This is a genomic window from Desulfobacterales bacterium, from assembly GCA_029211065.1.
In the GTDB taxonomy this organism is placed as follows: domain Bacteria; phylum Desulfobacterota; class Desulfobacteria; order Desulfobacterales; family JARGFK01; genus JARGFK01.
The window spans coordinates 17,295-29,226 of record JARGFK010000060.1; the positions used below are offsets into that span (position 1 = coordinate 17,295).

The window sequence follows — 11,932 nt, forward strand, 5'->3', positions numbered from 1 at the left end:
TTAATCCTCCTTGCTTCCGGCTTTACCTGCGGCCGGTTTTGGGGGTCCGGCTGCGGGCGCAGACTTGACCTTCGGTTCTTCCGGTTTTGGCAGTGTAATTGTGCCGCCTGCCCGGACAGTTTCTTTAATTCCGTTCATGATATCCTCCTTAGCTATTTAATCCGACGGGTACAGCAGCGCCTGGGCGGTTTCATACTCGGCCGCGTAAATGGAAATCCCGTTGCCAAACCAAACGGTTGCCTGGCTGACCAGGCGCAGTGGATAAATGTCTAATGACAGTTGCTTTCCGTAAAGCTTGTCCCTAATCCCGTCGAGCATGGCATAGGTGCCGGGGTTTCCGGCGCCGCCGCGCCGGGCCTCTTCTTCGGACCGTAAATTTTTGTCGCACAGAAAAAGATGGTATTTCATGAACTCTATTTTGCGCGCGCCGTGCTCCTTGTATTCCGACCCGCCATAGACCACATAGATGGCCGGGAAAAGGGCGATCAGCTTTTTGATGTCGTCTTCCTCCAGCTCGCCCTGGTAAGATTTGATGGTCCGCAAGCCCAGGGAGGCGCTCAGTGAATTAACAGCCGCAATAATGGCATCCTCGATCTGTTCGATGGTGTACATCAGTAATTATCCAGTGTGCCGGTACTCGAATCCGAACCTCTTCCAATCGAAAAAATGCGGTCGCTTTTGCTCCGGGTAGTCTCTACGCCACCGTCGGCGTCTTTAGTGGGGTCGGGCTCGTCCAGCTTCAATGTTCCCTTGGCAACCTGCTCCAGCAGTTTGCGGTCGGCACTGCAGCGGTCCTTGCGACTTTCGGGAATATCCAGATGCGGACGCCGGGCGTATAGGTTGCAGATGGCCAGATTTACGCTCATACGCCGGATCAATCCCGGCGTCGACTCGAACGGCAGGCCATATTGCATAGACACAAAGGCATCGATTTCTTCATCGGCATCGGCGATGGCGCGGTCGACCGCATCCGTATCCACCACGCCCGCGCCGTCGTCATCGGTCAGCTCAATCAGGATCTCTTCCGGGATCTGCTTTTCGATATCGCTCTGGGTGCAGTAGGACATTATTTATCTCCCGGTGCGCCTTCGAACAGCGCGATCAGGTCCGCTTTTTTAGCATTGGGTTGATATTCGATTTTCTTTTCATCCAGCACCGCTTTAAGTTCTGCCACTGTCATGTCGCCCATGCCGCCGCCGACCGCCTCAAACTTCTGTTTTTTGCTGGTGGCCAGAAGCTCTTTGCCAAAATCGTCCGGATAGTCCTTGGCCTCATCTTTTTTGTGCGGCCCGTAGGCCCCCACATTGACCGACTCGCTCGGCCCGAGATATTTTATTTTCATTTTAAAACTCCTCCCAACCTCCCTTTTTCAAAGAGAGTCGTTATTGGTCTTCAGTCTATCTACCTTCAGCCTTCAGCCTGATTTAGGTCGCATACACATCAGCCCACAGATAGCCGGCATCGGCAGCCACCACCGTGATATCGGTTTCTTCGGCTACTTCGTACACGTCCTGATGCTCAGCCGCTTCGCGCCAGGTGCTGGTTCGACGCGCCAGCCCATTTTCATAGGCAATTCGCGCTTGAAGTCCGGCGGTGACAACCTTGAGACCGATTTTGGGGGGCTTGTAAAACAGAAAACCCATACCTTTGCTTGCGGTAATCGTCCAGATATCGACGGCGTTAAAATCATCGCCGGCAGCGGCTTCTTCGGCATCCGAATAAATGGCCGAGCCCACCAGCACTTCATCGAGCTCACAGATGGCCGCCAGCAGATCCACGGTCAGCACACCGCGCTGGGTGTACTTGATCTTGTCCAGGATGGCCGCGCATTCCTTAAGCGCCATATAGGTGGCGTAGTCGATTACCAGGGCATTGGCGATCAGTCCGGTGGCTGCCTTGATGGCTTTTTTGCCGGTGGTGATGTCGGTCAGGAAGGTATTGGTAGATCCGGCCGGAGACCAAAGCCCTTCGGCATCCTCGCCGCCGGGATTGCCGTCTACCCAGGTTTGGCCGGTAATGGCGGCCGCCGTTCGGCGCTCTTTTTTAAGATCGACCTTATCGGTGGCGAACTCGATGGCATCCTGCTCGGGCTGCACGGTGGGTGCGCCGATGCTTTTAGCAAAGCGGCGGTCTTCATCGGTAACCTCCTTGGCATAGGCGTATTCATCCGTTGAGATGGACACAGTGGTCAGCGGATACCCGCCGCGTTTCGCTCGCGTGCCGGCGGCTCGAATACCGGCTTCATCCCGGAACCAGGCGCCTTTTTTGTATTTGGTGATTTTGGCTTTTGGATCGGCTCCGTCCAGAATTGGAAACACCCGATCGGCGATATAGTCCCGATTGCGATAGGCAACGGATACGGTCGCCAGAGGGCCTGCGATAATCTGTTCTTTAATATTGGGCTGTGCCATTGTTCGTTCTCCTTTTTAAAAATTTAATTCACTTTTACCATTTCTTCCTTTAGCCTTAAGCCTTTCAACCTCCAGCCTAATTTTAATGCACCACGGTTCCCAGACTGTAAATCGTCACGGTTGTGGCTGCGGTCACCACGCACAAAAACCGTTTGCTGTTGTTCTGAGCGATGGTCATGGTGCCGATCAGTGTGACATCGACGCCGGCTGTTACGGTGATGGTTTCGGCCGCATCGGCATCGTTTTTGATGGTAAACTCAAAGCTGTTGCCCACACCCGCCTGGACAATAGCCGCGATAATCAGAGCCGCCGTGGGGGTTACATCGGAGCGAGCGAGGCCGGCCGGATCTCGCAGGATCAGACCACCCAGAAGCTGTGCAGCGGTGTAAGTGACGGCACCGGCCGTAGCGATGGTGCTGACCGTGGTCTGCCCGATCAGTGCCCCGGCTCCCTGGGGAAACGGCCCGATCAAGAGGCACCCGGCCAGATCATCTTCCGCGCCGGCGGCCTCAACGATAATCCCGCGTGCCGCTTTCCACTGCGTTCCGGCGTCATCGGCCTTGCCGGCGTCGGCCGCGTCCACATATTCGGGTTTGACCAGCGTGCCGATGGCAAGCGCGGCGTTGGCCACCAGCTTGCTCACCCCGATAACCCGCACCTGGGCCGCCTGGCCGCTTTCAGGTGCATTTTGCAAAATGCCGTAAGCAATTTCGGCTTCTGAATCCGGTCGGCGCACCTGGCCGGATGAATTCAGCACCACAAAACAGAACTGGTTGCTGGACAGATCCTCTGCCGCCTCGTGTGAAAGATCTAAAATTTTATTTTCGGTTGTCATGATTTACTCCTCCATATTGCACATGGTTGCTTTTCGGTTAAACTAATAGTCCCCGGATTTTTCAGGCCGCCGGTCGCAGCTCTTCCAGGTACTCTGTCACGAGATCCGCGTTTTCTTTTTGCACCTCGGAAAAAGCTGCGCTGTAGGACAGGGCTTTGTCGGCCGCCATTTTCTGCTTGATCAGCGCTTCCAGCTTCGCGGATGCATCGCCGGTCTTTAAATCATCACCCCGCCGGGCAATCTCATTAAACTCCACCACCTTGGGCAACTCGGCGATAAACCCCTTGAACCAGTCAAGACCTGTCGCTTTTTTGCCTTCGGCAAAAGCAATCTCGGTTTCGGCATCGAGCGCCTGGCAGAATTCCTTCAGGCCCATTTTGATCCAGGCGGGTATCAGTTTGCCTTCCTTGACCAAACCATCGACCCAGTCGGAAATCTCCTTGCTGCGGGCTTCACGTTTAGCCGTACGCCCTTTTTCGGCGAACTCTGCTTCCGCTTTTTTGCGCTCTTCCTTGGCCGCCTCCTTTTTGGCAGCCTCGATGTCGGCCTCGGTGAACTGCCCGCCGGCTGCATCCTTGGGCGCTTCATTCGGCAGGGCATCGTCCGGGACCTTGGACATGTCCACCCCCATGAAGCTTAAAAAGTTTTTAAATTTTTCCTTAAACATGAGTCCCTCCTTCTGTTGTGGCTCGGCATAGGCCGTCGCCGGGGTTAAATTGTCGTTTCGATCGACAAGATCTCTTAAATTTTCAATGTCCCAGTCTGAGATCATTGCGTCGGCCGCTTCTTTTCCTTCTTTTTCGATCAGCCAGTCGCGCAGTCGCCTTAAAATTCTGGATAATGCACCGGCGACTTCATCAGAAAACTCGAACGTGACGGACTCTTCATCCGTAAACTTCAGATCCGCCAGGCCCTTGACAGCCGGCGGCGCTGCGCCTAAAAAACCGACATGACGCAGCCGTCCGTCCGGATAAAAACTGGCGCTGCGTTTTTTAAAGAGGCCGCGTTTGACCAGATCCTCGAATTCCGGAACCACGTCTTTAAGTTTGGCTAAAAGCACCTTTACGCCGCCTTTAACTTCGCTTTTAAGTCCCTCTGCCCAGCCGAAAGCCGGGGCGTTGTCCTTGGGATGCCCCACCACCACCGGCGGTTCATGGGTAGCCGGGTCAAACGTGGCCACCGCTGTTTCGATCAAAGCGTCGCCGTCATGTTCCTTGCCGCTGCTGTCGACCTGTTTGCCTCCTCTGAAAATTTCGATCCAGTCGCCAAAGCCTTTGAATTTCATTTTCTAAATCCTCCCTGGTCCCCCTTTGCAAAAGGGAGAGATTTTTCTTGGATTCCGGCTAAGAGCATGCCGGAATGACGATTTTTTATCTGACCCCTGTTCCCTGGCCCCCGATCCCCGGTTTGCTGTAATGCGATTTAAGGCCCCTGTTTTTTGCATTTTCTCCGGGTCCGGCCTTTGGGCCGGGTCAAAAATAGTTAAACGATCCTGAGCGATTTTAAAGGCGGTTTGAGCGATTTTTGCGCACCCTCCCGGACGGTTCATCTGCCCGCCCCCAGCAAATAGTCCGAAAGCGCCGCCCGGATCTCGCTCCAGTCTTCATCCTGGACCATCAGAAACGGCCGCGCCGGGATGTCGCCCCGGGGGAGTTTCATCCGGCGGGTGTGCGCCCGCACCTTGATCCCTTTGCGCAGGTGCGCGCGAATCATCATGTCAACCGGACTGCCTTTATTAAAGCTCCCTTTCGCCGCGCCGGACTGATGCACGGCGGCGTATTTCTTATTTGTGCCCACGATGACGCTGTCGCTTGCGGCGCGCACATTGATGCTGCCGGCCAGCCCCCCGCCAAGTCCCTGGACCATCAGCGTTTTGCCTTTTTTCTTCTTGGACGGTTCCCATTTGGTCGGCCGTCCGCCCTTCTCGAAGTTCCGGATCACCGAGGAGCGCACCGTCTCGCCGATGATTTTCATGGCCGGTGTCATGTCCCTCTGTCGCTGCCGGATGCGGGCAATGAGCTGCCTGACTTTCTGATCATCGATTTTTACATTTATTTCGATCGCTGCGCCGGTCACTTGACTTTTCCCTCAAAATCGGTTAAATTTTTTTTTAACGATGGTTCCGGTAAGGGCTGCGGTCCCGATGCCGAAGCCGGGCGACCAGGCTGCCGCAGAGCCTGAGTTCCTACCTTGACCATATTAGCTTCCCTTGTCTCTGGTTGTTGACATAATCCAAGTTCGTCGTCGGAATCATTGTCCAGGCTTCCATAACGCCGCCCCTTGATTGCGCCACCATCAGGACCGCTCGATCTTTTTCCAGCGAAACTGCTTTAATGATGCGCTGGCGCAGCTCGTATTTGCCGGTGCCTTTGTGGCGCTCGAACGAAAGCCAGACCTCAAAAGGGTCGGCTAACGCCTCCGGAATAAACGGCACGAAAGGCGTGCGATCCAGCGGCACATGCTCGGCCAGCGTCGCTGCGTTTGCCAGCACGTTGTAGCGAAATTTATTTTGCTGGAAGGAAAACACCCTTTCTTCCGCACCCAGAACTTTTTTTAGAGCCGCCGCCAGATCTGCTTGCGATTTGAGCGGCGGTCCGACTTTGGCCGCAGGCTTGTCGATCGCAATTTTCTCCGACCGTCCGGCGCTTCGCCAGTCGCCCGGCGTCAGCCGCTCCCAGGCTTTGGCGCCCTGAGCCTGCCAGGTTGCCATCGTTTTCTCTGAGAGCTGCTTACCCCAGGCCGCCTTGCCCACGTTATAATCCCAGCCCGGATCGATCCCTTTCGGGATACTGTGCACCTTGCCGGTGGCCTTGTCGGTCCACTCGTAATGCTCGGTTTTGGGCGCCGTGGCCTTGATCGGGTTCGGACCATCGGCCTCTTCCTTTTTGAGCCGCTCAACCTCGCGGGCGCTGTGGCTGACCACCCCGCATTTGCACCCCCATCCGTTTCTGGGCGTATGCGTATCCCACCAGGGATGATCGGCCGGCAGGATGACATTGTACCAGGCCATGTGCTCGGGCCGGGGGTCGGCCGCACTCGATGCCACATAGCGCCAGTAGGGCCGGGCCTTTAAAACGTCCGGATCGGTCATTTGTTTGTAATGGCCGGCGTCGTAGGCCGTGGCGATATTGGTGTTAAAAATCACGGCGCTGCGCCAGCCCTTGCCGCCTTTATATTGCCAGCCGTGCTTCTGCACGATGTCGCTAAAATCGTCGCGGAATTCTTTCAGAGTGGTCCCTTTTTCCAGCCCTTTCAGCACGGCTGAGTGCAGGTCAGTCAAAAGCTGATCCTTCATGGCGCCGGCAGAGACGAATGCGCGGGCGTGCATCCCCTGCCACAGGGCCTTCCATGTGGCGGTGGGCAGCTTGACCTTGTCTTTGAAGAACTGAATCGCCTCGTCAAAGGGCAAATCCCTGTGTTTAGCGCTCGCCGACATCAAACCTCCCGGATAAATCGGCCAGTGTTAACGCCTTTTGCATGAGATCGCCGAGGGAAGATGCGTCCATGTCGCTGTAAACCTCCAGCAGCCGGTCGCGGAATTCTTCGAGCGTTTCAACCGATCCGAGCAGGCGCTCAATTGGGGCCATCAGGTCGTCCAGGTTCGCTTCCGCGAGCGTTTTGTCCCCCAGCGCGGCCAATGTATCGGCCGGGGAAAGATCGCCTGTTTCTGCAAATTCCCTCGCTCCGGCCGGCAGCGCAGCCGCTTTCGAGGGCACAGGCGCATCCCCGCCCGCCACTGAATTTTCATCTTCCTCCGGCTCCGGAATCGCATAGGTCTCATAAAAATACTTTCGGCCCACCGGCAGGCCGATATCGTTGACCAATATCTTGTCCCGGTCGGCAAGGGCTTTGAGATCCTGCTCGGCATCGGTGCGAATCCACAGCTTGGGGTAATCGGTTACTCCCGGAAAATTATAATCGACAATCCAGCGCACCAGCGTGCTGTTGAGACATTCGCAAAGCAGATCCGCATCGGCTTTCAGAATATCCTGGCGCACTTTGCCCTGGGCCTCATCGCCGCCTAATTTTCCGGGCGTCCCTTCGGTGGTGGCGGTCTGGCCCAGAACAGCCTTTGACATCTGCTTGTCCATATACTCGGCCAGGGTCTCATAGGTGACCCGTCCTTGGCGCGTAGCCTCCATCAACTCCAGCTCCATCGTATTGGGAATCTTGATGCCGGTCTCGTTCTGCAGGGCGTCGATGGCATCCAGCAGGGCCTGCTGCTGATCGGGCGGCGTGCCCGGCGGGTATTTGCCCTTGACCGTGGGCATGCCGAATTTTTCAAGGAACATGAGCCAGAACTTGATGCCGTTTTTCTTAAACCACACCGGCCACCACAGCTTTTGTCCCAGACCTTTGCCGTAGGGATTGTCGGATGATCCGCAGGTGAAAACGATAAATTTACGATCGGGCACGGCTTCGCCGTCGATCATATTCTGCGGGGTCAGCAGCCTTAAGCTTCGCTCCATATCAAACATGAACCGCCGGGGGTGTTTGCCCATGATTTTAGCCGGAATGATAAGGGGTTGTCCGTTGTTTGTGGTCCATTGTCCGTTGCCGCTTTTGCCACGGTCCATTGACGGCGGACGACGGACTACGGACCACATCACCTCGCTCACAAAAAACCCGTAAAGGATCGCTTGCAACAATTCCTGACACGCTTGGGTGAAATTGCACGACAGCAGCATGCTCTTGACCGCATCGGCGATTTTTCCGGAGGCATCGCTGTCATCCGCCGCCAGCACTTCCCACTCTTTGCCGACCACTGCCAGATAACGGGTCTGGAGTACCGATCCGGCATGGCTGTCGCGGTCCACTTCGTCGTATAGCTTTAAGCCCTTGCCACCGGCTTCGGTGCGCAGCGTCGGGTCCGGGTTTTCCAGGCGGTTTAGCCATCCGGCAAAGATGTCGATATCCTTGGCCGTGGTGGCGATTTCGTCGGTGATCGGCTTTTCTGTTTTTACCTTTTTAGCCATTTAGGCCCCCATGAAATTGCGCATGCGGGTAAAGGTGCGCTTGTGCCCGGTAGATTCAAATTCGATCTGTCCGCCGCCGTCCTGGAGCATTGAAACGGCTACCTCCAGAGCGTCCGGGCCGTCGTCGTTAACGTTTTTGTTGAGAAGATAAATAAGCTGCTCTACCAGCAGATTCTGGTCGCTGTGATTCTTGCGGAAGCGGATCTTGCCGTATTCCACGAGGTATGAAAGCGTGCCGATGATCCGGGCCTCCTTGTTGGTGCTGTGGTGCACCGGCATCCAGGGAATATAGCGTCCGGCTTCTTTGGCGTAATTCTGGATGGCTTCATGCAGAAAGTCTTCGAGCATGTTGTCCTCGATGCCCACCTGCCCGCCGTATTCGTCATGCTGCCGGTAGGCGGCTCGAAACATCTCGCCAGGGCTGGCGTGCCGAATCCAGGCGTGCAGTACGTAGAAAATCATGGTCTGACGGTTTAAGCCCACTGTCGGAATCGCCTTGAAATCGTTGTTTTCCCCGCTCTTGGCGCTGGGGTCGACGGCCGACGCCGTTTGCAATTCCAAACCTTCGATTTCGTTCGGTTCGTAATAGACAAACCATTCTTCCGGAAAGGGCGAGTTTTCAGCGCCGGTAAGGTTCATCATCTCGGCGTTAAAATCCACCGTGCCCATTTGCCGCCGTTTTTTCTCCAAGCGCTCGGGCGGCCACAGGGCCGGCCACAGAGGACGCTGTCCCTGCTTGCCGTAATCGATCCAGGCCCGGTAGATCCGGCTGACATAAAGCGGGGTGTCGTCCTCGTCTTTATCAGCGATAAACTGGGCCAGTACGCTCTTGGGGTGAAACAGGTTGCCGATCATCAAAAACGTGTAACCCTCGCCCATCGAGCCAATCACCGCCCGTGTGAGCCAGCGTTTTCCCCTGGTAACCAGCTTCGGGTTTTCGACATTTTCATCGTTTTCAAAATCATCCGCCACGGCAAAATCGGGCCGGTGCTGCCGGTTTTTAAGGCCGCGCACCTTTTCACCGCGACCCCTGGCCAAGACCCGCACGCCGTTTGAAGCGATAAAGTCATTCTTTTTCCAGGTGACGCTGCGGCGGCCATAGGGTCTTTGCAGGTCTCCGAAGTCATGTTTTAGCCGGGGATTCTCTTCCAGCTCCGTGCGGATCGCCACCGTAAAGCCGGTGGCCTGGTCGTTGGTGTCCGATATCACCAGCTGAAACCAGCGCAGGGCATAGCAGATGTTTCTGATCGGCACGCCGAAGGTGAAAAACGTGGATTTGGCATGTTCCCTGGGAGCGGCCACAAACACCGACTCATCCCGGATCTCGGTCAGTTCCTCCCATTCCTGATGAAACTCGCCGAATTCAGCCGTGAAATAATGCGGCAGATAGGTGGCGCAAAAATACAGAAGATCATGCCGCGCCCGGTGTTTACGCGCCGCCTGCTTTTCGGGCGTATCGTTTTTAAACGGCGAAACAGACTCCACGATCCAGGTCTTGAGTTCGTCTGCCCATTGATCGAAACGACTCTCTGTAAGTTTAGGCCGCTTGCGCATATTTCCCCTTGAATTTCACCACGATAAAATCAAAGTTTTTAGCCAGCACTTTCAGCCCTTCCGGGTCGGTTTCCTTGAGAACTTCGGCCATAAATTCCAGATGCTCCAGAAAGAGTTTGGGCCGGTCGATGTTCTGCCTTTCATTAGCTTGGGCCAGGTGCGCCTGCTCAATCGCTTCCCAGGTTCTGACCAGGGACCCCAGCTTGGAGAGCGCGTCCATCGAGGGCGCTGAGATGCTCCCCTTTTCGGATTCTTCGGCAAACTTGAGTTCACGTTCAAATAAATCCCGCAGCCGCTGAATGTTGCCACGTTTCTGCTGGCGCATCTTGTCCCAGCCGTCGATATCTTCGCCGGGAATAAGGCTTTCTGACTTCCAGCGCCGCAACGTCGTATCGCTGATATCAAGACGCGCGGATATGTCCGTGAGACTCGCGCCGTCGGCATACAGCTTCATGGCCAGCGGCTCTTTGGCGGCCCGGTCGCCTTTTGCACCCATTAGCTTCCCAGCTCCCTATTGAGACGTTCGATATCGCTGCGGATCGAGAGCAGCTCACCCCAGGAAACCTCAAGGTCGCTCCAGATTGTTGCAAGCTGGGGGATGTCAATCGCCTCGATCTCACGGTGCAGCGCGGTGTTTAAGCCCTCACGCAGCATGCGGGATAGCGCCTCAAATTTATTTCTGAGCCGCATCTGCGCGCTTTCGCACTCAGCCAACCGGCCGCGCAGGGCGGCACGCTCCAGATTAATTGCCATCGTCAGTCCTTCCTCCGGCTATTTTTTTCAGCCGGACCTGGGGGCAATACTGGTTGGTTCGAACGTCCGCGATCAATGTCGTCAGGGTCTGAGTATTAAGCATCACGACATCCTTGAGATCGCCGGCAATGCTGTTATAATCCTCCACCAGGCGCACATTGCTCTCGTATTTTCGCCGGTAGGAATAGGCCAGCATCACGGCCAGCAGCCACGGGCCGATAAAAAACAGAAAAATTAAAACTCCAAACGGCCAGCCGCTTAGCCGCGAGATCATAGTCAGCAATGCCGACAACGCCGCAATCTGCTCGGGGCTCATGCATCCTCCTTTTTGTCAGCGCCCGATCTTATATATGGTCCGGGACCGCCAGGATATAAACGTCCGCATGACAAAGGCCCCGACAACAAATCCAATTAAAAGCGCTGCAATAACAATTCCCATTTCCTGCTCCCTGACATCCGGCCCCGATCACTGGCCGTTATTTATTCCCCGTAATGGCCGAGATAATTTTGTTGGTATATCCCTTTTTCTCCAGGGTGCGCCCGATGGCATACACTCCGGAAACGCCCGACCAGGAAAGCCAGAATTCTGCCGGCATATCGATTCCTTTTAGTTTTTCCAGCTCGGCCAGAATGATTTTGAACTGTTCCGGCGTCATGAGGCTGCCCAAAAACGCAAAGAGGATGATCAGGCCGCTCATGACAACCGGCATCACGACCTTGGTAAAGACAATTACCCCCAAGCCGGTATAGATGATGGTCGGTCGCGCCCGTTTGGTATAGTTGTCCCCCTGCTGCAGTTCGGCGACGATGATATCCTTCTGGGCGTCTATCAGTTTGGTTTCACGCTCCTCGATCACCGGCGCCATCGCGGCCGCCGCCGCTAATTTTTCCGCCTCGGTCGCCTTGGGCGGAAAAAAGCGGTCGGCAATCCCTTTGGCAAAATCAAACACGCTTCCCAACCCCGTCAGATCCAGCCCCATCACATCCCTCCTTGTTGTCTGCGGGCATCCTGCATGCGTTTTTTAAAATCCTCCAGCCGCATCCAGCTCTCACCATCGCCCTGGTCGAAAAAACCTTTGGGAATGCTCACCAGCGAACCGTCCTGGGCCATAAAAATAACATTGTCCGCCGGGCATACCGGGCACTTGGGAACGCTCGCACACCCCGCCGGCAGTAGAACCATCGCACAAAATGCGATAACCATCCCGATACCTGACCCCTGACCCCTGATCCCTGCTTTCATGGCAATTCTCCTCTGAAACGGTCCATGTCAAAACACACGCCCGGACATGATTTGTAATCGGCAAACTCATAATGCCCGTGCACCCTGTCTTTGCCGATGCCGAGTATTTCCATTAGGCTGGCCACCAGCCGCGCGCCCAACAGCCACATTTCGTGCGGCG

Annotated in this window: 16 protein-coding genes; all 16 read right to left on the reverse strand. The window is 55.6% G+C overall.

Features of this window, described 5'->3' with window-relative positions; translation table 11 throughout:
- A complete protein-coding gene (locus P1P89_13835) occupies window positions 1-138 on the reverse strand; it encodes a hypothetical protein (GenBank protein MDF1592591.1) in 138 nt (45 codons plus the stop codon).
- Window positions 139-156: 18 nt separating this feature from the next.
- Window positions 157-612 carry a DUF1834 family protein gene (locus P1P89_13840; protein MDF1592592.1) on the reverse strand — a complete coding sequence of 152 codons (456 nt, stop codon included), beginning with the start codon at window positions 610-612 and terminating at the stop codon, window positions 157-159.
- The gene (locus P1P89_13845; GenBank protein MDF1592593.1) at window positions 612-1,067 is read right to left on the reverse strand and encodes a DUF1320 domain-containing protein; all 456 of its coding nucleotides are present in this window, start codon (window positions 1,065-1,067) and stop codon (window positions 612-614) included. The genes P1P89_13840 and P1P89_13845 overlap by 1 nt, the downstream gene beginning before the upstream one ends.
- Entirely contained in the window at window positions 1,067-1,342 is a 276-nt protein-coding gene (locus tag P1P89_13850; GenBank protein ID MDF1592594.1) for a HeH/LEM domain-containing protein, read from the reverse strand. The genes P1P89_13845 and P1P89_13850 overlap by 1 nt, the downstream gene beginning before the upstream one ends.
- Before the next feature lie 82 nt (window positions 1,343-1,424).
- Window positions 1,425-2,411: a hypothetical protein gene (locus tag P1P89_13855; GenBank protein ID MDF1592595.1), complete on the reverse strand. Its 987-nt coding sequence runs from the start codon at window positions 2,409-2,411 to the stop codon at window positions 1,425-1,427.
- 82 nt (window positions 2,412-2,493) lie between these two features.
- Window positions 2,494-3,246 (reverse strand): hypothetical protein, encoded by a 753-nt coding sequence (locus P1P89_13860; GenBank protein MDF1592596.1) that lies wholly within the window; start codon window positions 3,244-3,246, stop codon window positions 2,494-2,496.
- A gap of 61 nt (window positions 3,247-3,307) precedes the next feature.
- On the reverse strand, window positions 3,308-4,531 hold the full coding sequence (locus P1P89_13865; protein MDF1592597.1) for a hypothetical protein: 1,224 nt from the start codon (window positions 4,529-4,531) through the stop codon (window positions 3,308-3,310).
- Between the two features lie 260 nt (window positions 4,532-4,791).
- Entirely contained in the window at window positions 4,792-5,322 is a 531-nt protein-coding gene (locus P1P89_13870) for a phage virion morphogenesis protein (protein MDF1592598.1), read from the reverse strand.
- A gap of 109 nt (window positions 5,323-5,431) precedes the next feature.
- Entirely contained in the window at window positions 5,432-6,682 is a 1,251-nt protein-coding gene (locus P1P89_13875; GenBank protein ID MDF1592599.1) for a phage minor head protein, read from the reverse strand.
- Complete coding sequence (locus P1P89_13880; GenBank protein ID MDF1592600.1) at window positions 6,666-8,222, reverse strand: DUF935 family protein; 1,557 nt, start codon at window positions 8,220-8,222, stop codon at window positions 6,666-6,668. The genes P1P89_13875 and P1P89_13880 overlap by 17 nt, the downstream gene beginning before the upstream one ends.
- Window positions 8,223-9,776 (reverse strand): hypothetical protein, encoded by a 1,554-nt coding sequence (locus P1P89_13885; GenBank protein ID MDF1592601.1) that lies wholly within the window; start codon window positions 9,774-9,776, stop codon window positions 8,223-8,225.
- Window positions 9,760-10,272: a DUF1804 family protein gene (locus P1P89_13890; protein ID MDF1592602.1), complete on the reverse strand. Its 513-nt coding sequence runs from the start codon at window positions 10,270-10,272 to the stop codon at window positions 9,760-9,762. The genes P1P89_13885 and P1P89_13890 overlap by 17 nt, the downstream gene beginning before the upstream one ends.
- Window positions 10,272-10,529, reverse strand: a complete 258-nt coding sequence (locus P1P89_13895) for a hypothetical protein (GenBank protein MDF1592603.1) — start codon at window positions 10,527-10,529, stop codon at window positions 10,272-10,274. Before P1P89_13895 ends, P1P89_13890 begins: the two co-directional genes overlap by 1 nt.
- Complete coding sequence (locus P1P89_13900; GenBank protein MDF1592604.1) at window positions 10,519-10,845, reverse strand: hypothetical protein; 327 nt, start codon at window positions 10,843-10,845, stop codon at window positions 10,519-10,521. Before P1P89_13900 ends, P1P89_13895 begins: the two co-directional genes overlap by 11 nt.
- A gap of 160 nt (window positions 10,846-11,005) precedes the next feature.
- A complete protein-coding gene (locus P1P89_13905; protein MDF1592605.1) occupies window positions 11,006-11,509 on the reverse strand; it encodes a 3TM-type holin in 504 nt (167 codons plus the stop codon).
- The gene (locus P1P89_13910; protein MDF1592606.1) at window positions 11,509-11,772 is read right to left on the reverse strand and encodes a hypothetical protein; all 264 of its coding nucleotides are present in this window, start codon (window positions 11,770-11,772) and stop codon (window positions 11,509-11,511) included. Before P1P89_13910 ends, P1P89_13905 begins: the two co-directional genes overlap by 1 nt.
- Between the last annotated feature and the right edge of the window lie 160 nt (window positions 11,773-11,932).